This is a genomic window from Hallella absiana, from assembly GCF_025457485.1.
In the GTDB taxonomy this organism is placed as follows: Bacteria; Bacteroidota; Bacteroidia; order Bacteroidales; family Bacteroidaceae; genus Prevotella; species Prevotella absiana.
The window spans coordinates 61,424-81,578 of record NZ_JAMXSP010000015.1; the positions used below are offsets into that span (position 1 = coordinate 61,424).

The 20,155-nt window shown below is 50.8% G+C and carries 15 protein-coding genes, 1 tRNA gene and 1 pseudogene; 10 read left to right on the plus strand and 7 right to left on the minus strand.

The window, feature by feature from the left end; genetic code table 11:
• The first annotated feature begins 131 nt into the window (after positions 1-131).
• The 6 genes from topA (at position 132) to NG346_RS09040 (ending at position 6,973) form a co-directional block, all read left to right on the plus strand.
• Positions 132-2,465 (plus strand): type I DNA topoisomerase, encoded by a 2,334-nt coding sequence (gene topA / locus NG346_RS09015; protein ID WP_262280506.1) that lies wholly within the window; start codon positions 132-134, stop codon positions 2,463-2,465.
• Between the two features lie 11 nt (positions 2,466-2,476).
• Positions 2,477-3,016 carry a shikimate kinase gene (locus NG346_RS09020; protein ID WP_262280507.1) on the plus strand — a complete coding sequence of 180 codons (540 nt, stop codon included), beginning with the start codon at positions 2,477-2,479 and terminating at the stop codon, positions 3,014-3,016.
• Positions 3,017-3,045: 29 nt separating this feature from the next.
• Positions 3,046-4,938: a biosynthetic arginine decarboxylase gene (gene speA / locus NG346_RS09025; RefSeq protein WP_154535542.1), complete on the plus strand. Its 1,893-nt coding sequence runs from the start codon at positions 3,046-3,048 to the stop codon at positions 4,936-4,938.
• A gap of 86 nt (positions 4,939-5,024) precedes the next feature.
• Entirely contained in the window at positions 5,025-5,801 is a 777-nt protein-coding gene (gene argB / locus NG346_RS09030) for an acetylglutamate kinase (protein ID WP_262280508.1), read from the plus strand.
• A 35-nt stretch (positions 5,802-5,836) separates the two neighbouring features.
• On the plus strand, positions 5,837-6,352 hold the full coding sequence (locus NG346_RS09035; RefSeq protein ID WP_154535540.1) for an RNA polymerase sigma factor: 516 nt from the start codon (positions 5,837-5,839) through the stop codon (positions 6,350-6,352).
• Between the two features lie 126 nt (positions 6,353-6,478).
• Positions 6,479-6,973 carry a pyruvate ferredoxin oxidoreductase gene (locus NG346_RS09040; protein WP_262288608.1) on the plus strand — a complete coding sequence of 165 codons (495 nt, stop codon included), beginning with the start codon at positions 6,479-6,481 and terminating at the stop codon, positions 6,971-6,973.
• A 312-nt stretch (positions 6,974-7,285) separates the two neighbouring features.
• On the opposite strand, the gene NG346_RS09045 is transcribed toward NG346_RS09040, so the two are convergent.
• On the minus strand, positions 7,286-7,963 hold the full coding sequence (locus NG346_RS09045; protein ID WP_262288601.1) for a hypothetical protein: 678 nt from the start codon (positions 7,961-7,963) through the stop codon (positions 7,286-7,288).
• Positions 7,964-8,213: 250 nt separating this feature from the next.
• On the opposite strand from NG346_RS09045, the gene NG346_RS09050 reads away from it, so the two are divergent.
• A complete protein-coding gene (locus tag NG346_RS09050; protein ID WP_262288602.1) occupies positions 8,214-8,573 on the plus strand; it encodes a subtilase in 360 nt (119 codons plus the stop codon).
• A 13-nt stretch (positions 8,574-8,586) separates the two neighbouring features.
• The gene (locus tag NG346_RS09055) at positions 8,587-10,545 is read left to right on the plus strand and encodes a pectate lyase family protein (protein ID WP_262288603.1); all 1,959 of its coding nucleotides are present in this window, start codon (positions 8,587-8,589) and stop codon (positions 10,543-10,545) included.
• A gap of 743 nt (positions 10,546-11,288) precedes the next feature.
• Here NG346_RS09055 and NG346_RS09060 read toward each other — a convergent pair.
• The 3 genes from NG346_RS09060 to NG346_RS09070 are packed head-to-tail and all read right to left on the minus strand — an operon-like array spanning position 11,289 to position 15,877.
• Positions 11,289-12,128 carry a CPBP family intramembrane glutamic endopeptidase gene (locus tag NG346_RS09060; protein WP_262288604.1) on the minus strand — a complete coding sequence of 280 codons (840 nt, stop codon included), beginning with the start codon at positions 12,126-12,128 and terminating at the stop codon, positions 11,289-11,291.
• A gap of 57 nt (positions 12,129-12,185) precedes the next feature.
• A complete protein-coding gene (locus NG346_RS09065) occupies positions 12,186-13,151 on the minus strand; it encodes a bifunctional riboflavin kinase/FAD synthetase (protein WP_262288605.1) in 966 nt (321 codons plus the stop codon).
• On the minus strand, positions 13,148-15,877 hold the full coding sequence (locus NG346_RS09070) for a calcium-translocating P-type ATPase, PMCA-type (protein WP_262288606.1): 2,730 nt from the start codon (positions 15,875-15,877) through the stop codon (positions 13,148-13,150). The genes NG346_RS09065 and NG346_RS09070 overlap by 4 nt, the downstream gene beginning before the upstream one ends.
• Positions 15,878-16,047: 170 nt before the next feature.
• Between NG346_RS09070 and NG346_RS09075 the strand changes: the two genes are divergently transcribed.
• A tRNA-Ile gene (locus tag NG346_RS09075) sits at positions 16,048-16,121 on the plus strand.
• Between the two features lie 257 nt (positions 16,122-16,378).
• On the opposite strand, the gene NG346_RS09080 is transcribed toward NG346_RS09075, so the two are convergent.
• A complete protein-coding gene (locus NG346_RS09080) occupies positions 16,379-17,821 on the minus strand; it encodes an AAA family ATPase (RefSeq protein WP_262288607.1) in 1,443 nt (480 codons plus the stop codon).
• Between the two features lie 295 nt (positions 17,822-18,116).
• Here NG346_RS09080 and NG346_RS09085 point away from each other — a divergent pair, with 295 nt between their 5' ends.
• Positions 18,117-19,220 carry a PDDEXK nuclease domain-containing protein gene (locus tag NG346_RS09085; protein ID WP_154535438.1) on the plus strand — a complete coding sequence of 368 codons (1,104 nt, stop codon included), beginning with the start codon at positions 18,117-18,119 and terminating at the stop codon, positions 19,218-19,220.
• Between the two features lie 136 nt (positions 19,221-19,356).
• Here NG346_RS09085 and NG346_RS09090 read toward each other — a convergent pair whose 3' ends face one another.
• A complete protein-coding gene (locus NG346_RS09090; RefSeq protein WP_262280516.1) occupies positions 19,357-19,818 on the minus strand; it encodes a hypothetical protein in 462 nt (153 codons plus the stop codon).
• Positions 19,819-20,014: 196 nt separating this feature from the next.
• A pseudogene (locus NG346_RS09095) lies at positions 20,015-20,155 on the minus strand (IS1380 family transposase); the annotation flags it as partial.

Here is a 20,155-nt window from a genome sequence, read left to right on the forward strand (position 1 = left end):
GATGTAACTTACATTTATGTAACTTTTTGCATCGGTGTCTCTTAAAAATTCTAAAATCATACATATATAATAAGGTGTAAGACAAAGTTATTATTACTTTTGTCCCCGACATTATATAACTACACGCAAGCATGCAAGATAACTTAGTCATTGTAGAGAGCCCTGCCAAGGCCAAGACGATTGAGAAATTCCTCGGCAAGGATTATAAAGTGATGTCTTCCTACGGACACATCAGAGACCTAAAGAAGAGTGGGCTTAGTATCAACGAAAAGACGTTTGAGCCTGACTATGAGATACCAGAGGATAAGAAGAAAGTTGTAGCAGAACTCAAGAAAGATGCCAAAGCTGCCAAGAAGGTGTGGCTCGCATCCGATGAGGATCGCGAAGGAGAAGCCATCAGCTGGCACCTCTGTGAGGTGCTCGGACTCGATGAGGAAAAGACTTCGCGTATCGTCTTCCATGAGATTACCAAGCCTGCTATCCTTTATGCTATCGAGCATCCACGTCATCTCGACATGAATCTCGTCAATGCGCAGCAGGCCCGGCGCGTGCTGGACCGCATCGTGGGCTTTAAACTCTCACCGGTATTGTGGCGAAAAGTCAAACCGTCGCTGTCGGCAGGTCGTGTACAGAGCGTGGCCGTCAGACTCGTCGTAGAGCGTGAGCGTGAGATACAAGCCTTCAAGAGTGAGCCGTACTACCGTGTTACTGCCATTTTCACACCCGTAAATGGTGATAACATCGGCGTGGAGGTCAAGGCAGAGCTCGATAAGCGCTTTGCCACACACGATGAGGCTCTCGACTTCCTCAACCGTTGCAAGGACGCTGTCTTCACTGTGGGCAATGTGTCGAAAAAACCGTTGAAGCGCTCTCCCGCGCCTCCTTTCACGACTTCTACCTTGCAGCAGGAAGCTGCCAGAAAGCTCGGATTCACCGTGTCGCAGACCATGCGCATTGCACAGCAACTCTATGAAAACGGACGCATCACCTATATGCGTACCGACAGCGTCAATCTTTCGGCACTCGCCATCAACAGCAGTAAAGAGGCCATCACCAAACTCTTTGGTGAGCAGTATAGCTCTCCCCGTAACTTCCATACACAGTCCAAAGGGGCACAGGAAGCCCATGAGGCTATTCGACCTACCCATATGGAAAACGCCACTATAGACGGTACGGCACAGGAGAAACGTCTCTACGACCTGATCTGGAAACGCTCCGTTGCCTCCCAAATGGCTGAGGCACAGATCGAGAAAACCACGGTTAACATCAATATCGGCGGGCAGCCCGAGAAGTTCGTCGCCCGCGGTGAGGTCATTGTCTTCGACGGTTTCCTGAAAGTCTATAAAGAATCGACCGACGACGACGAGCAGTCTGAGGAGTTCGCTTCCCTGCCCGCACTGCAAGTGGGCGAGCAACTCTCCCGCGAAACCATTGCTTCTACGGAACGCTTCTCTCAGGGACCGTCACGATATACCGAGGCCAGTCTCGTACACAAACTGGAGGAACTTGGTATCGGACGCCCTTCTACCTACGCGCCGACGATTTCTACGATCCAGCAGCGCGACTATGTGGAGAAAGGCGACAGGGGAGGCAAAGAGACCAAATTCACTGTTGACATTTTGAAAGGCAACCAAGTGGAGTCGACAACAAAGACAGAGTTCACCGGTTCGGAGAAAGGAAAGCTCATCCCCACCGACATTGGCATCGTGGTCAACGACTTCCTCTTGCAGAACTTCCCCGAGATCATGGACTACAACTTCACGGCGAAGGTCGAGAACCAGTTCGATAAGATCGCTGAGGGAAAAGAGGAGTGGAAGGACATGATGAGCAAGTTCGACAAGCCTTTTGAGAAGACTGTCGACCAGGTCATGAAGTCGCGTTCCGAGCACAAGGCCGGCGAGCGCATCCTCGGCAAGGATCCTAAGACTGGCAGAACCGTGCTGGTGAAGATCGGAAAGTTCGGCCCGCTGGCTCAGATCGGTACGGCCGACGACGACGAGAAGCCGCGTTTCGCGCAGATCCCCAAGGGCAAGAGCATCGAGACCATCACGCTCGATGAGGCTCTGGAACTGTTTAAGTTGCCACGGGAACTCGGTGAGTTCGAGGGCATGCCGGTCACTATTGGTGCCGGACGCTTCGGCCCTTATGTACAGCATAACAAGAAGTATGTCTCATTGCCCAAGGAAGATGACCCGATGACGGTCACCCTTGACCATGCTATCTCACTGATTCTCGCCAAGCGGCTGAAAGACCGTGAGCGCGAGATCAAGACTTTTGAGGAAGACGACCGGTTGGAGCTGCTTAAGGGACGCTTTGGCCCTTACCTCGCTTTCGACGGAAACAACTATCGTATTGACAAGAGTCTCCACGACCGTGCGCTGGCCGGAGACCTGAGCTACGACGAGTGCATGGAGATCATCAAGAACGCACCGGAGCCAAAAGCCAAGGCAAGAAAGAGAAAATAAACGTTTAGCTGATGGATACACCTGTTCGCATCATCCTCGTGGGCTATATGGGCTCAGGAAAGACAACGGTCGGCAAGGCGCTCGCCAAATCATTGGGCCTGCCCTTTTATGACCTTGACTGGTACATAGAAAGCCGTATGCGCAAAACCGTCAAACAACTCTTTGACGAGCGGGGCGAGGACGGCTTCCGACAAGTAGAGCGCAACATGCTCCATGAAGTCGCTGAATTTGAGAACATCGTACTGAGTTGTGGCGGCGGCACACCGTGTTTTTTCGACAATATGGACTACATCAACCAGCAGGGAGAATCGGTCTATCTCAAGTGCACCACTGATGTGCTCGTACAACATCTGAAGATGGGAAAGACCGTCCGCCCGCTCTTACTCAACAAAACGCCCGAGGAGGTCGTTGCATTCATAGAACAGCAGCTCCGCCAGCGCGAGCCTTTCTACACAAAGGCAAAGCACACGCTCGACGTGAGCCTGATGGATAATTTCGACAAAATACAGATTACAGTAGAGCAACTGAAACAACAACTCGGCTTGCCATGAGCCGGCAATAAATTAACTACGCTGATTAGATGAAAAAATGGACCATCGACGACTCTAAGGAGTTGTACAATATTAATGGTTGGGGTACTTCTTATTTCGGAATAAACGATAAGGGTGATGTCTATGTCACGCCTTGCAAGGACAACACGCAGATCGATTTGCGCGATGTCATGGACGAGCTCGCCTTGCGCGATGTCACCCCGCCGGTGTTGCTCCGCTTCCCCGATATTCTCGACAACCGCATTGAGAAGATGGCTGAGTGCTATGAGAAGGCAAAGAAAGAGTACGACTTCAAAGGACAAAGCTTTATCATCTATCCTGTCAAGGTCAACCAGATGCAACCTGTCGTCGACGAGATTATCTCTCACGGACGCAAGTTCAACCTCGGTCTCGAAGCTGGTTCCAAGCCGGAACTCCACGCCGTCATCGCCGTGCAATGCAAGAGTGACTCACTTATCATCTGCAATGGATATAAGGACGAAAGCTATATCGAGCTCGCCATGCTGGCGCAGAAACTCGGCAAGCATATCTTCATCGTGGTGGAGAAACTCAATGAGATCGATGTCATCGCAAAGACGGCTAAGCGACTGAACGTAAAGCCCAACATCGGTATCCGCATCAAACTTGCTTCCTCAGGATCGGGCAAATGGGCCGAGAGCGGTGGCGACGCTTCTAAGTTCGGATTGACTCCTATGGAGCTCTTGCAAGCTTTGAAGAAACTCGATGAAGTAGGACTGCACGACAGCGTGCGCCTGATCCACTTCCATATCGGCAGTCAGATCACCAAAATCCGCCGTATTCAGAACGCGCTCACAGAGGCTGCTCAGTACTACAGCAACCTGCGTCGCATGGGCTACAACATCGAGTTTGTCGACTGTGGTGGCGGTCTTGGTGTTGATTATGACGGTACACGGTCGAGCAACTCCGAGAGTTCGGTCAACTACTCCATCCAAGAGTATATCAACGACTGCGTTTACGCTTTCGCAGATATCGCCAACCGCAACAACATCCCGCACCCGAATATCATCACCGAGAGCGGTCGTTCGCTGGCTGCCCACCACTCGGTGCTCATCCTCGACGTGCTTGGCGCTGCCTCACTGCCCGAGATGCCTGAGGAATTCGAAGCCAAAGAATCGGACCATCAGCTCGTGCGCGACCTCTATGATATATGGTGCAACCTCAATCCAAAGTCGATGCTTGAGGACTGGCACGACGCTGACCAGATCCGTGAAGACTGTCTCGACATGTTCGCCCACGGCATGGTCGACCTCAAGACGCGCGCTGAGGTGGAGTCGATGTATTGGAGTGTATGCCATGAGATCAACTCCATCGCCAAGACGCTGAAGCATGTGCCCGACGAGTTGCGCGGTCTTGACAAACTCTTGGCCGACAAATATTTCTGCAACTTCTCGCTTTTCCAGAGTCTGCCCGACTGCTGGGGCATTGACCAACTCTTCCCCATCATGCCCATCGAGCGGCTCAATGAGCGTCCCACACGCAACTGCACTTTGCAGGATATTACCTGTGACAGCGACGGCAAGGTGGCCAACTTTGCTGTCAACGGCACGCAGTCGAACGTGCTCCCCGTGCATGCGCTCAAAAAGGATGAGCCATATTATATCGGTGTCTTCCTCGTGGGTGCCTATCAGGAAATCCTCGGCGACATGCACAACCTCTTCGGTGACACCAACGCCGCGCATATCTCGGTGAAGAACGGTACCTATAGCATCGATCAGATCATCGATGGTGAGACCGTCGAGGAGGTGCTGGAATATGTGCAGTACAACCCCAAGAAGCTCGTCCGTCAGTTGGAGCAGTGGGTCACCAAGAGCGTCAAGCAGGGTAAGCTCTCGCTTGAGGAGGGCAAGGAGTTCCTTAGCAACTATCGCTCGGGACTCTACGGCTACACCTATTTGGAGTAAGATGAATGATTCCGTCCCCATATCTCTGTGTCAGACAGAGGCATGGGGACGGCTGATAAATACTAATTTTGATGATTGTATAGAGAATGGAACAAGTGACAGTCATAAAAGTGGGCGGTGCCATCGTGGAGGACGCTGAGCGCCTGGCCCAGTTGCTCGACCGCTTTGCAGCATTGCCGGGACAGAAGGTTCTTGTGCACGGTGGAGGTCGCCGCGCCACCAAGGTCGCGTCAGCCTTGGGCATAGAGAGCAAGATGGTGGAAGGCCGACGTATCACCGATGCCGATATGCTCGAAGTGGTGACGATGGTCTATGGTGGTCTGGTCAACAAGAACATCGTGGCACAGTTGCAGTCTCGAGGCGTGAATGCCGTGGGACTGACCGGTGCCGACATGAATGTGATCCGCAGCCATAAGCGTCCGAAGAAAGACGGCGTGGACTATGGTTTTGTCGGTGACGTGGACAAGGCCGACGGTCATCGCCTGCTCAGTCTGATTCGCGGCGGTCTGACGCCTGTCATGGCACCGTTGACCCACGATGGAATGGGCCATATCCTCAACACCAATGCCGACACCATCGCCGCCGAGACGGCGAAAGCCCTGGCCCGGGAAGGTGCGTCGACAACACTTGTCTACTGCTTTGAGAAAGCCGGCGTGCTGGCCGACCCCGACGACGAGGGCAGCGTCATCAGCACGATCAACCACGATGAGTTTGTGAGACTGGTGGCCAACGGTACGATCAGCGGGGGCATGATCCCCAAGATCACCAACGCTCTGGCTGCCGTAGACGCTGGTGTGGAACGTGTCATCATCACCAAGGCCGAGAACATCGGCACCTCTACGGGTACTGTCATCACCCGATGAACCACAGAAACGCTTGTTAAGAGAAAACCGCAAGAATGAAAATAGATTTCCGTAACGACATCCTGCCGCTGAAAAATCAGCTCTACCGTCTCGCGCTGCGCATCACGCTCGACAGTGCCGAGGCCGAGGATGTCGTGCAGGAAACGCTCATCAAGGTATGGAACAAGCGCGACACATGGGAGGAAATCGACAACATAGAGGCTTTCTGCTTTACCGTTTGCCGCAATCTTTCACTCGACAGTGTGAAGAACAAACGCAGTCAGACCGAGAGCCTCGACGACAAACCTGTGGAAAAGCCCGACAATACCTTCAACCCTTCTGACAAAGTTATAGAGAAGGATCAGGTGAGCATTGTGCGGGAAATTATCGACAGCCTGCCGGAGAAGCAGCGGGAATGCATCCAGCTGCGCGACTTCGAGGGCAAAGCCTACAAGGACATCGCGGCCCTGCTCGGCATGACAGAGGAGCAGGTAAAGGTCAATATCTTCCGTGCCCGTCAGGCCGTCAAACAGCGTTTCCAGGCGATTGACGGCTTTGAGGCACGAGGCTGAGCCGTGCATCTCATGAAGCTGTTGCTTACAGTTTGATCTTTTATTGTTATCAAAGGTTAAATATGGAATTCCCCTGTAACTTTTATCCATTTCCCTCGTCGTTATAGTGTAAATGCAAAAATAATGATGGACTACAAGTATATCAATCAGCTTTTGGAGCGCTATTGGCGCTGCGAGACTTCCTTGGAAGAGGAAGACATCTTGCGGGCGTTCTTTAGTCAGGCCGACATCCCCGCCGACTTGAAGCGCTACCAGCCGCTATTCGCCTACCAGCGCGAAGAGCCGAAGGTTGATGTGCTTGGTGATGACTTCGACGAGAAGATTCTCGCCATGACAGAGGAGCCCAAGGTGGTCAAGGCACGCATCGTTTCGATGCCGCAGCGCTTGCGTCCGCTCTTCAAGGCCGCTGCCATTGTCGCCATCGTCCTGACCCTTGGCAATGCCATTCAGGTGCCCTTCGCTCAGAAAAATCAAGACCCGATCAGCAGCTACGACGGCTATTCCAAGCCGGAGATAGAAAAAGGCACTTCGGTAGCTATGAGCGACAGTGCCGCTGTCGACTCCGTTCCACGAGCGATGACAAGCACGCAGAGCTCCACGGGGCAGGTGATGATCAAATAAGATTATTTCTATGCTTTCTCTATAAAATCATGTTTAGTAAAACAACATTAAGAAGCTGTGAAGTTTCTATTCTCTCAAATTTTTCATAACATACTAACGTAGAAAGGGGCCGACACTCAATCGTGAGTTCGGTCCCTTTATTTTTTGCCCGTTTGAAATCGTCGGCTTTCTGTGGCTATTCTGCTTGATTCTTGATGATGGCAGCGTAATACTGAGAATCACGGAGCGGTGTGGTCCTTGGTGACCGCATCGCTCTGTTCCACATTATCATGTCTCCAGCCCCGGCACACCAGTGCCAGAAGCTGTGACGAATCATTTCCGTATCATCTTCTTGCCGTCGCTGATGACGATACCCTTATAGTTTTTGTCCACACGTTGTCCGGCGAGGTTATAGTCTGCACCAGTGTTTGTTTTCTTAGCTTGCACCGTACTGCTGATGCCGGTAGTGCCTGGCGTGAAAGTGAAAGCATAGAAATTCATGGAGCCGGTAGGGTAGGTGACTTCCACTGTGCCTTGGTTCACTGCTACTGAGATGATGGGATACACCTTGCTTTCGTTACCATCGTCGAGTGTAATCGATGTAGCGTCAGATTCCTGCACCACTTTGTTGTACAGTTCCGTCTTGTCCTGGGTGAGCACCAGATTGCGGTCGGTAACATCTTTAGATCCAGTGCGGACGCATATCTCTAAGGTACCGCTTGCCGGAACAGCGATGGACATGCAGTTTGCAGAACTGCTTTTACCGCCTGACTTCAAACGAAAGGCGTAAGCTGTGTTGCTTTCTGCCGTGCCAAAGCGGGCTTCGTTTTCATCAACGGACACCTTATCTTTCGTATCTGTCACGGTGAGTGAGAAGCCGTCAAGCGTGCTGGTGATGGTCTGACCGTTTAATGAGCCAGCAGCCTTCACTTCAGAGAATGAGATCGTGGTCTGTGCGTTGATTGTCAAAGCGCAAAGGGCCAATGCTGCGAGCGTAAAAAACTTCTTCATAAGCATAAATTTTTAGGTTGTTGATTGAATAAGAATTGATTGTTATTTGATGCAAATATAACGCAAAATCAGTCACCATCCAACTCTCAAGTGTATGAAAACGAGGTACTTGAACGAAATTACGACAATTTAGAACGCAGTTACGAAAGCCATCACAATAATAGCTTTTCATTCTTTTTTGCCTTCAATGGTTTTTTCTTAATTTTGCCAAGGAGAACATAAACAGAAACAATAATCAAAACAAAGCCTTATGATGAAACGATTTACTACTGCTCTCGCCATGATCGTCCTGCCCTTCGCGGTGTGGGCAGACAGTGGACAGACAGTCTCTGTCGACGGCACTACTGTGAACAAAACCGTGAAGGAGATCACCTTCAGCGGTACGGACGTGGAATTATCCTTTACCGACGGCACTACGCAGACGGCGGATATGTCCACTGTGAACATCGCTTTTGGCACTGCAACCGGCATCAAAACCGTGAATAAAGACAAGCAGCAGCCTGCTGACTGTCGCATCTACTCACTCTCAGGACAGTATATGGGAAAGGACAAAACCAAGCTCCCTAAGGGCGTTTTTATCATTAATGGGAAAAAGGAAATAAAGAAATAAGGAGGAACAGACGATGAAAAGACACATACTCAATACGTTGTTACTGCTGATCGCCCTCTTGCTGCTTCCCGGCTGGGCATGGGCAGATGTCTCCTGGAACTTTATTTCCACGCCATCAGCAGACAAAACTGCTTTGAAGGGTGGCGCTTCTTCCGATACGAAATCCGATGTGTCTGATCATGCCGTGGCTTTTGACAGTCAGGCTAACCAGGCACTGATCACCAACAGCAACAGCAGCCTGAAATACTACAATACCGCTGACATCACTAAGATTACCATTGACAAGGACACGCTCTATGTCTGTGGCTCCGACTGGCAGGATGTCTATTACACGCCCAAGAACGTGAACTTTGCCAAGGCCTCGGGCAACAGCACCGGTGGAAAGATAAGCAATGGGGAAGGCAGGGTGGAGATCACGGAGGCAAAGGGCTGGTTGGAGTCGGCTTACGTGAAGTTTAAGAAGCTCGGCGACTACACGCTCTATCACGTATATATAAAAGGTGGCGACTTCGCATCCTACACGCGCATCGACTCCATGCTCGTGCGCAGCTATGGCGACACCTATCGTGCTGACATGGTAGGACTCAAAGCCGGCAACTACGACATGATGGTTGTGCCGGTGAGCAAAGGCAAGGAACTGGCGGAAAACGCCAACGAGGCTACGGCCATGACGGTGCTCAACTACGACCGCTCGGGCTTTGCTCATCTCGACAATACGGGCGTTGGCGCCTACAACGACGACGGATCGCTGAAGTCCAACGCGCGCGTCATCTATGTCACGGCGCAGACGGCCAAGACCGTGACTTGTGAGGTGAAGACAGGCTCCAAGGCTACTAACGTGACTACTTTCACGGGCGTGCAGGCCATTCTCGACGCTTATCAAAAAGGATACGAGAAGCGGCCTCTCGACGTGCGCTTCATCGGACTGGTGGAGAAAGCTGATCTCGATGCCGTCTCCTCGTCGTCTGAGGGCCTGCAGATCAAAGGTAAGAAAGCCTACAGCAATCTCTTTATCACCTTGGAAGGCATTGGCGACGACGCAACGTTGCGCGGCTTCGGTTTGCTGCTACGCAATGCTGCCAATGTGGAGCTACGTAACTTCGCCATCATGCGCTGTATGGACGACTGCGTGTCGTTGGATACTGACAACAAATTCATCTGGGTGCACCACCTCGACTTCTTCTACGGACAGAAGGGAAGTGATGCCGATCAGGTGAAGGGCGACGGCACCACTGACATCAAAGGTGACTCGCAATATATCACCGTGGCTTACAACCACTATTTCGACAGCGGCAAGTCGTCGCTCTGCGGCATGACGGGTGAGTCCGGACCGAATTATATCGACTACCATCACAACTGGTTTGACCACAGCGACTCGCGCCATCCGCGTGTGCGCACGATGAGTGTACACGTATGGAACAACTATTACGACGGTTGCGCGAAGTATGGTGTGGGTGCCACGAGCGGTTCGAGTGTCTTTGTGGAGAGCAACTATTTTCGTGCCACAAAAGATCCGATGCTCATCTCTCAGCAGGGTACGGATGCCAAGGGCGGCGGCACCTTCTCGGGCGAGACGGGCGGAATGATCAAGAGCTATGGCAATGTCTATGCCGACAAAGGCCCGAGCTCCAACTTCACACCGATCACGCAGCACGAGAGCGCTGCGAGTTTCGACTGCTACGAGGTGGCTGCGCGCGACGAGCAGGTGCCCGGCAGTGTGAAAGCACTTGTGGGCGGTACTGCTTACAACAACTTCGATACCAACAGCACACTGATGTACACTTACAAGCCCGACGTCGCCACTCGGGTGCCAGCTGTGGTCATGGGATGGACGGGAGCAGGCCGCTTGGGCAAAGGCGACTTCAAGTGGACATTCACTTCTTCCGATGATAGTTCGTATGCCATCAACGCCGCTCTCTCTGCGGCGATAGACAGCTATCAAAGCAAGATGGTCGGTATTTCGGCAGAGTGACATTCGCTCGGTCGATATCGGTTACGCGAGGGTGGGGCGGCCATGGTGGGTCGCCACCTACCGCGTCGTTACATCTGCGTTGCCACCGTTTTTATCGTATCCCTTCCTTGTTGTGAAAACTGACAAAAAACGGGCTCTGAGAATCGATTCTTTTGAGTGAAGACTTCCTTTGCTCTGATTTTTGCGGAAATCAGCTATTTTCTGTATGTATCTGATAATAAGTCTGTTATGAATATTCTGGTTTTCCACAAGGACAAAACAAGTTGTTTCTTCCAAAATTCTCTAGAAAATTTTCGGTCAAAACACTGAGATGACCTGGTCATCTCAGTTGTTTTATCATGTCAAACAACTGAGATGACGGGTTCAAACAACCTTTTTCTGTTCAAAATCAAGCTAAAACCGATGGGAGAAGTCTGAATTTTGTCGATTTTAGGTCGCCGAGTTGATTTTTCATTCTCTAGATTGTGAGTGAAAGTTGAAGGCGTTTTGTAAAGAAATAGCGGGTGATTTAAGCTGGCTTGAAACGTGTCTATGGTTGCTGTTTTCCTTTTAACGCACCATCTTCGATGGTATCAAGAATATAACCGAATATCGAGAATATATTTTCTTGATATTCGGTTATATTCTTTATTCCGCGTAGCGGAGTGTTAACTAAAAATCTAATGCTTGTATGGCAAACCAATGTTGCGGGTATTGCCATTCCCTCCCCTTGAGGAGGGTTAGTGACGGGCTTGGGCTCTCTCTTACTCTGCTCTCTTCAGTCTGTTCGTGAGCTGGAACAAGGCAGGAAGGAAGATGCAGAGCGAGAAAAGCAGGCTGAGCATCATCGTGGTATGGTTGCCGTGGAAAAGGTCGATGAGCTTGCCGTCGTTCATCTGCGGCATCATGTGGAACATGACAAAGGCCACCGTGTTGTTGACCCAGTGGAAAGCCACACCCGGAACGATGGAGTCGGTGCGGTAGTACATCCAGCCTAAGAGCAAGCCAATGAGTGCGGCATGGACAAACTGCGGAACATTCATGTGTACGGCACCGAAGATAAGCGCCGAGATGACGATGGCCACCCAGTGCCATTTGCGGTCGAAGAGCTTCAGCAGGGTACGGAGAATGGCACCGCGGAAGACGAGTTCCTCCACCAACGGGGCCAGAATGCCAATGGCGACATAGCCGAGCGGCTCGCCCATGATGCTCTCGAAGAGCTTCTCAGCACTCTCGGGCAGTGTGATCTCCATGCGCTCCACGAGCCATTGCGACGGCAGGATGGTGCCAAGAGCAAGGAGTACCACCCATATCAGTGCCGTCCACGGCCGCGTGGCCAGCCAGTCGCGTTTGACAGGAGCCCAGTGGCAGGCGACAAAAAGACAAAAGGTGAGCACACTGCTGATGGCTGTGGCAGCGACCAGCTCCTTGCCGTTCAGTCCCAATGAGCCGGTCTGTAGATGTTGGCTGATGGACGACCAAGGTGTGCCGCCGATCCACATGGCGATGATCGCCACGGCAAAGGTGACGGCCAACTGGATGAGTAGAAACAGAATAACGTATAAGACGATGTTGGCAATGTCGTGCAATGAACTTTTTCTCATGGTTGAATGTTTGATCTAAATGCGTTTTGTGTGGGTGGCTGCCGGGTGCGCCTGACTTCAATCGCGCGGTGCGGGCACGATGGTGCCATGCTGCCGGAACTGCTCTTCAATGTCTTTTCTGTCCTGCCGCAACTGCTGGATGAGCTGCTCGACGTTGTCGAACTTCCGTTCGTCGCGTATGCGGTTGTAGAAAGAGAGGAGCAGCCGTTGGCCGTAGATGTTGTCCTCGAAGTCGAAGATGTTGGTTTCCACGGTCTGATGGTGCCCACCGAAGGTAGGCCGCATGCCGATGTTGGTCATGCCCGGGCGTTGTGTCATGCTGCCCTCGGTGCGTACCTTCACGCCGTAGACGCCAGCGGCAGGCAAGAGTTGGGTAAGGCTGGAGGGCACAAGGTTGGCTGTGGGGAAGCCCAGGCGGCGGCCCTCTTTCACGCCGTCCACGACTTTGCCTTCTATCGTGTAGGGATAGCCCAGGCACTCGTTGGCCATTTCTATTTCGCCAGCCTGGATAAACGAGCGCACTACCGACGAGCTGACCTTCACACCATGGAGCAGGTAAGGTTCGCTCTGCACCACGTCGATGCCCATCTCGCGGCCGTAGCGCACATAGTCGCTGAAGCCTTCGGTGCGGTCGTGGCCAAAGCGGTTGTCGTATCCGATGACCAGTTGTCTGACACGAAGCCGCTGATGGAGAATCTGCTCCATGAACTGCCGGGCACTCAGCGAGGCCAGTGCAAGATCGAAATGCACGACCACAACGTAGTCGACGCCCGTGCGCGAGAGCAGCACGAGCTTGTTTTCGAGTGTGGACAGCAGCTGAGGCTGATAGTTTTGCTGCAATACCTGACGGGGATGCTGGTCGAAGGTGATGACCATCGACCGCAGACCACGGCGACGGGCTTCGTCGGTGACCTGACCGATGAGGAAGCGGTGACCACGGTGCACGCCGTCGAAGAAACCGATGGTAGCCACGGACGGCTCCAAGTCCTCCGTGTTGTCTTTGTCTAAATAGATCGTTCTCATGCTTTGGCCTCCTTGATTCGTTTGATGCCCCGCCATAGCTCACCGGCAATAAGTACCACAGATGTGGCGGCCGTGATAATGAGCCATTCCTCAGCGCTCAATGGTTGCGTGCGGAACATGCGGCCGCCGAAGGTGACGATGAGCCATTGTCCAATGAAGACCAGCAGCAACACGAGCAGCAAGCCGCCGTCGTGCCGCAGGTTGTGGAAGGCACTGTGTGTGGAGCCTAAGCACTTCGCGTTGAAGAGATTCCAGAACTGCAGCATGACAAAGGTGGTGAAGAACAGCGTCAACTCGTGTACGTCGATGATGCTGCCCGCACCATGGCGCTCGCACCAGATGAGGAAGACAAACATGATGGCGAAGAACACGATGCCGCAGCCGAGGATGCCGCGTCCCATCGACTTCGAGATGATGAAGTCGGAGGGCTTGCGCGGTTTGTCCTTCATCACTTCCCGCGAGGGCGGCAACGAGGCCAGGGCCATGGCGGCAAAGGTGTCCATGATCAGGTTGACCCAAAGGATCTGTGTTACCGTGAGCGGCATTTCCGTGCCGATGATGCTGCCGCCGAGGACGAGCAGCAGTGCACTGACGTTGACGACAAGCTGGAAGAAGAGGAACCGCTGAATGTTTTTGTAGAGCGAGCGACCCCACATCACGGCGTTGGCGATGGAGTGGAAGCTGTCGTCGAGCAGGGTGATGTCGGAGGCTTGCTTGGCTACCGATGTGCCCGAGCCAAGCGAGAGTCCCACGTGGGCGTGGTTGAGAGCCGGTGCGTCGTTGGTGCCGTCGCCGGTGACAGCAACCACTTCGCCGTGCTTCTGAAGGAGTTGCACGAGACGCTGCTTGTCTGTCGGACGTGCGCGCGACATCACGCGGATGTCCTCCACGCGGTCGTAGGCTTCCTCATCGCTCAGTGCGGCAAAGTCGCTGCCGGTGATGTGCCAACGAAGCTCTTCGGCCTTGGTGGTTTCTTCCTTAGGCCAGATGCCGATCTGACGGGCTATCTCTACGGCTGTGGCTGAGGTGTCGCCGGTGACAACCTTGATCTTGATGCCGGCGCTACGGCAAGTGGATACGGCCGAGGGTACGTCTTCACGGACAGGGTCGCTGATGGCAGCGATGCCCTGGAACGTGTATCCGCCCTCTTCGCTGAAGTCGCCGTCACGCCAGGCAAAGGCCAGGGTGCGCATGGCCTGACGCTGATAGCCCAACAGCACTTCGCGCAGATGGATCTGCTGAGGCTCAGCGAGATCGCACAGCGAGGCGATGATCTCCGGTGCTCCTTTTATATATGTCCGCTTTTTGTCGCCACTGACAACCGTGGTGGCCATGTATTTCTTTTCTGTGGAGAAGGGAATCTGACTGTCAACGGGCTGTGATTCTCTCTGTTGCTGGTAGTCCTCGCCCTGCTGTTGCAGCCACATGAGCAGGGCTCCTTCGGTGGGGTTGCCGATGGGGGCGTTGTTCTCGTCGAGTTCGGCCGTGGTGTTCGCAGCGACAGCTTCGGAAAATCTGGCTTTTGTCGCAGTGGCGGCTTCTTCTGCTTTGACGAGGTGGTCGCCTTCAACAAGCTGGATGTCGTGGACGGTCATACGGTTTTGGGTCAGTGTGCCCGTCTTGTCGGTACAGATCACGGTGACGGCGCCCATCGTCTCCGAGGCGTGCAGCTTGCGCACGAGATTGTTGAACTTCAGCATCCGGCGCATGTTCAGTGCTAAGGCCAGCGTCACGGCCATCGGCAAACCTTCGGGTACGGCCATGACAATCAGCGTGACGGCCATCATGAAGTAGTTTAGCACCACTTGCAGCATGGAGAGATAGTTAGTGGTGTGCCAAAGACTGTTGGTGAGAATGTCGTGACCAAGGAAGATGACAAAGGCGGCGATGGAGACGCCGGTGCCTACCTTGGAGATGAGCTTGGCCAGTTTGTCGAGTTGAAGGTTCAGCGGTGTCTTGGTCTGGGTGGCTTCCGTGGCCTCTGTAGCTACCTTTCCGATCTCAGTGCTGTCGCCGACGCGCGTGACAATTGCCGTGCCGCGACCGTTCATCACCATCGTGGAGCGAAGAATCACGTTCTTGGGATAAGCCTCGGAGGAATGTTGAGAGCCGAGTGATGAATGTTGAATGATTGCGTCAGCGGAGTGTTGAAGGTTGAGTGATGACAGTTGACTGGCAGTGTCAGCAGACTGCTGGTTTTGCGCGTCTGTCACCGATTTGGAAGTCAACGGCTCGCCTGTCAGACTCGACTCGTCGATTTGTAGGTTGACTGCTTCCACAAGGACAGCGTCGGCGGGAACCTCGTCGCCTGTCTCCACAAGGATGATGTCACCCACAACAACGTCGCGGCGGGGTACCTCCATCACCTTTCCGTCACGTCGCACCTTCACGGGTTGATCCTCGTTGATGGCAGTGAGCACGCGGAACTTGCGTGCAGCGTCGCACTCAAAGTAGAAACCTACTGTCGTGGCGATGAAGATAGCGATGAAGATGCCTAACGTCTCCACAAAGTCATGCTCTACAAAGGCCAGTACCAGGGACACCAGTGCGGCCACAAGAAGAATTTGAATGATGGGATCACGGTATTTGTCGAGATAGAGCTTCCAAAGGGAAGTCTTCTTCGGCGGGGTGAGCACATTGTCGCCATATTGCTGTCGGCTGTCTGCTACTTGCGCGTCGCTGAGCCCTACATGAGGGTCTGTGTTTAGTATCTGTTCGCTTTTCATCGATTTTTGCTGCACTGTGTTTATTGCTTGCAAAGATAGTCAAATTAGCCCTAACAGCCAATATAGTGAAGACTTATTATCTACTTTTCACAAAAAATATTTGGCTATTCGACTGGAAACTTGTATCTTTGCACCACAAATCTTATCGGCCTCTTTGGCCCGCATAAGTTGGACTTGTAGCTCAGTTGGTTAGAGCAACAGACTCATAATCTGGAGGTCCTAGGTTCAAGCCCTAGCTGGTCCACACTGAAAATCAGCAACTTAAGACGATTCTTAGGTTGCTGATTTTCTTTTTGCGAACATTTTGCGAACACGAATGCAAGGCAAGATGTCTCGTTATTTTCTCAAATCTGCCCTCCGTGTTCGCAAAATCGTATTTGGTGTTCGCAAAGATTTTGCAAACGAGTGCAGAACCAAGCTTGCTTGGGTTATGCCGAGTGCAGCTAAAGCTTATGCAAAGTGGAAGAAGAATGCAAATTCAGCAGACACTGTCTGCCGATTTTAGATGGCAAATAAATCCTCAAGGGTTACGACATTCTGAAATATACCGCTGTACTCGTTGTATTTAAGACCATAGGTAGTAACAAGCGTCTGATGTATGGCTGTTCTCTTTGGCAGTCTGTCTGACAATAACTTCTGACGATACTGAAGCTTCCGATAGTAATCCTTGTCTACAGTAAAATCATCACTGTAAAATTTCATCTCACAAAGGTTAAGCACATGGTCTGCCCTATCTATAAGCAGGTCAATCTGTGCGCCTTTATGCTCATCATCACCTTTTAATGCCCACGAAGATTGAGAACTTGCCACGCCGTCAATGCCCAAGGCATGTTTTATTTGTTTAATGTGAGAGAGACAGACATTTTCAAAAGCTATTCCACGCCAAGAAACAATAACAGGTGTATTTTCATTGTGTATCCAGAAGGTTTTGTCCGCCTTGCTGTTGTTTAGAACAAAACGGATATAGAATATGCAGAATGGGTCGACAAGTTTATAATACTCTTCACGCTTACTATGCCCAAAGGGAACGAATTTAACAACAAAATCACTGGCAATGAGGGCATATAGCATCTTAGTGAGATTTCCATTGTTGGACAGTTTCGTAATATCGCTTATCTCGTTCCTTGTAAAACCGTAGTTGCGTGCACTTAGACACTCAACTATTCTCTTCACGTCATCGGGACGTGTAAACACGGAAGTAAACAACCGGTCATATTCAGCCGTCAGTCGTGCGCCTGCATCAAAAAACATATTGTCAATATTCTGTGCAAAGCTCTTGCCCGTCTGAAAATATCCAAGATAATAAGGTATGCCGCCTATGGACATATAGCATTGAGTAATGTCGTACCTGGACATCTGCACATTGGCAGCCTTAAAATACTGCTCACATTCCTTCAGAGTAAATGGTGAAAGTTTAATCTCGTAAGTAAGCCTGTCGTACAGTCCTCCATGGTTATTGACGAGTTTATCCTGCATCCACGACGTAGCCGATCCACATACTACAAGCATGAAGTTGTCTCTGTGGCATCCCCAACCGTTCCAAAAAGACTCCAATGCCGTCATGAATCCGGAACGGGGAGTATCCATCCATGGCAGTTCATCAAGGAACACTAATTGACGTTTGCCGTTGTCTATCTTCTCAAGGTATGTCTCCAGCAGGAAGAATGCCTCAAGCCACGAAGATGGTATTCTGGATTTCTTCATGCCCTGTCTCAAGAGGGAATAATAGAAGTTACGCAACTGTTCCCTAAGCAAGTCTTTTTTATTATCGGTTTCAACGGGCGACAGACCTGCATGGCGGATCGTTATCCTTCCCTTGAATACCTCATCAACAAGAAAAGTCTTCCCTACTCTGCGCCGTCCATAAATAGCCACGAACTGTGCCTGATGGCTGCTATACAAGCGATTCAGTTCTACTATCTCCTTGTCTCTACCTATTACCATATTATTGCTTTTTATTTGGCTACAAAGGTAGATAAAATTAATTTCATAGCCAAATAAACAGTAATATTTTATAGCAAATCAATGAATCATCCCTCCGTGTTCGCAAATCGTGTTCGGTGTTCGCAAAGATTTTGCAAACGAGTGCAGAACCAAACTTGCTTGGGTTATGCCGAGTGCAGCTAAAGCTTATGCAAAGTGGCAGAAGATTGAATTTCCCCAAAGAGATTTCTTTGCCCAAACGATAGAATCATCAAGGAAATGTTGTATCTTTGCGCTATCAACAACGAAGGAATATATGGAAGTATCTCATATCTCACAAGAATACATACAGGCAGTAAAGGACATCAAGAGCGCTATCCTGAGGAGCCGGTACCAGGCTGCAAAACTCGCCAATAAAGAGTTGCTGAAGCTCTACTACTCTGTCGGTGGCTATGTATCTGCACACAGTCGCGATGGCTATTGGGGCAAGGGTGCCATTGATGCCATTGCTAAAGCATTGCAACAAGAGTTGCCAGGACTAAGAGGATTCTCAGTTAGCAACATCAAGAATATGAGAATGTTCTTTGAAGAATGGAGTCCTTATATAAATCGCCAGTTGTTAACTGGCGATTTACTAAGCAATTATGTCACAACAAATTATGAAATTCGCCAGTTATCAACTGCCGAATTTTCGATGACTGATTTTATGTCAGTAGGCTTTACTTGCCACACTGAGATATTAATGAGAGTCAAGGACATAGACGAGCGATTATTCTACATTAGCCGCTGCGCTCATGAGTTTTGGACTGTAGAAAACCTCAAGCGAAGAATAGCTGAAGATTTGTATCATAAGGAAGGCTCGATCAAGCAGACCAACTTTCAAAAGACTATTTCTGATGATGACTTCAAAAAGAAAGCATTGCAGTCGTTTAAGGATGAATATCTGCTTGACTTCATCAACATAGAAGACCCGGAAGATACCGACGAGCGAGTTATCGAGCAGAGCATTATTCAGAATATTAAGAACTTCATCATGGCGTTCGGCAAAGACTTTGCCTTTATGGGTAACCAATATCATTTGGAAGTTGACGGGCATGACTATTACATCGACCTGCTGTTCTTCTCTCGTAAGCTTCATAGCCTTGTGGCGTTTGAACTCAAACGAGGGGAATTCAAGCCTGAGTACTCTGGCAAGCTCAACTTCTATCTCTCTGCCCTCGATGAATATGTGAAGTTACCGGACGAGAATCCATCCATCGGAATTATTCTCTGTAAGTCAAAAAGCAACAAGATTGTCGAGTTGTCGTTCCGGGACACTTCCAAACCAATGGGCGTAGCGACATACCGTACGTCAAAAGAACTGCCGAAAGAATTGCGTGATGCGCTTCCCGACATGGAGGAATTGAAGAAACTGCTGTAAAATGAGTAAAATGAGGTTATTCCCATCATAAAGGTCTTCGGCAAACTGGTCAGTAACGCTGTTAGTTTGCGAACACGAATGCAAGGTAACCCAATCATCCCTCCGTGTTCGCAAAATCGTGTTCGGTGTCTGCAAACTATCGGAATACCTGCTGCCATAGGGTTTTGTCACTGACGATCATCTGTCCTTCTGCCTTTTGCCCAATCTGAATATGACCTCTGTCTGATGCAACGCTTGCCTTGGCGATAAAGTAGTTGTCAGGCCCTATGCTCAACAACCTGCGGCTAAATGATGTGATAGTATATACATGAGACTGGGCATTTCTATCTTCTCCTTCATAAGTCACGATGACCTGCCTCGGCTCTGTGAAAAGATAGAGATACTTGTAAGAGACAGCGATTTGAAGGGTGTCGTGAGGCATAACTCTGCCCTCAACCTCTATCGTTATCGGATAGCGGATGGTGTAGAAAGCCACAGCAAGTGCTATCACAAGGATTGTGATTATGAATGTACCCGTGCGAGCTAACACGGGAGGCACTTTGCCAATAATTTGGCGTACTTTCTCGCTACGAAGCTCTATATTGTTAGTCTCACTCATACCCTTTCTTTAATTTTTGCATATACCTCAAATCCGCAACTACGCGCCTAATATGATACAGAAGCGAAAATAATCTGCATCGTTAGTAAAAAGGGGGCACAGTGCATCGAATGTCACCATAAAGACATATAAATGCCCCTTACCCCACCATGCGACTTGAGGCAATACGCAAAATCACGACCATAAGTTGCCGGTGTTATCCAAAGTCATTCTGTAACACATCAGCATAAGCGTTGTTGCATGAATAGATATTCAGCACATACTGCCTTGATGTCCTGACCCATTTTGCTGGCACAGAGATGAACTTGAAGACAAACGCCTTGATGCGGCTTGTTGC

Coding starts and splice junctions, on each gene's coding strand:
- NG346_RS09080 (WP_262288607.1), bottom strand. CDS start 17,821: ATGGTAATAGGTAGAGACAAGGAGATAGTAGAACTGAATCGCTTGTAT.
- NG346_RS09060 (WP_262288604.1), bottom strand. CDS start 12,128: ATGAGAAAAAGTTCATTGCACGACATTGCCAACATCGTCTTATACGTT.
- NG346_RS09045 (WP_262288601.1), bottom strand. CDS start 7,963: ATGAAGAAGTTTTTTACGCTCGCAGCATTGGCCCTTTGCGCTTTGACA.
- argB (WP_262280508.1), top strand. CDS start 5,025: ATGGAACAAGTGACAGTCATAAAAGTGGGCGGTGCCATCGTGGAGGAC.
- NG346_RS09020 (WP_262280507.1), top strand. CDS start 2,477: ATGGATACACCTGTTCGCATCATCCTCGTGGGCTATATGGGCTCAGGA.
- NG346_RS09050 (WP_262288602.1), top strand. CDS start 8,214: ATGATGAAACGATTTACTACTGCTCTCGCCATGATCGTCCTGCCCTTC.
- NG346_RS09065 (WP_262288605.1), bottom strand. CDS start 13,151: ATGAGAACGATCTATTTAGACAAAGACAACACGGAGGACTTGGAGCCG.
- NG346_RS09055 (WP_262288603.1), top strand. CDS start 8,587: ATGAAAAGACACATACTCAATACGTTGTTACTGCTGATCGCCCTCTTG.
- NG346_RS09090 (WP_262280516.1), bottom strand. CDS start 19,818: ATGAGTGAGACTAACAATATAGAGCTTCGTAGCGAGAAAGTACGCCAA.
- NG346_RS09070 (WP_262288606.1), bottom strand. CDS start 15,877: ATGAAAAGCGAACAGATACTAAACACAGACCCTCATGTAGGGCTCAGC.
- topA (WP_262280506.1), top strand. CDS start 132: ATGCAAGATAACTTAGTCATTGTAGAGAGCCCTGCCAAGGCCAAGACG.
- NG346_RS09040 (WP_262288608.1), top strand. CDS start 6,479: ATGGACTACAAGTATATCAATCAGCTTTTGGAGCGCTATTGGCGCTGC.
- speA (WP_154535542.1), top strand. CDS start 3,046: ATGAAAAAATGGACCATCGACGACTCTAAGGAGTTGTACAATATTAAT.
- NG346_RS09035 (WP_154535540.1), top strand. CDS start 5,837: ATGAAAATAGATTTCCGTAACGACATCCTGCCGCTGAAAAATCAGCTC.
- NG346_RS09085 (WP_154535438.1), top strand. CDS start 18,117: ATGGAAGTATCTCATATCTCACAAGAATACATACAGGCAGTAAAGGAC.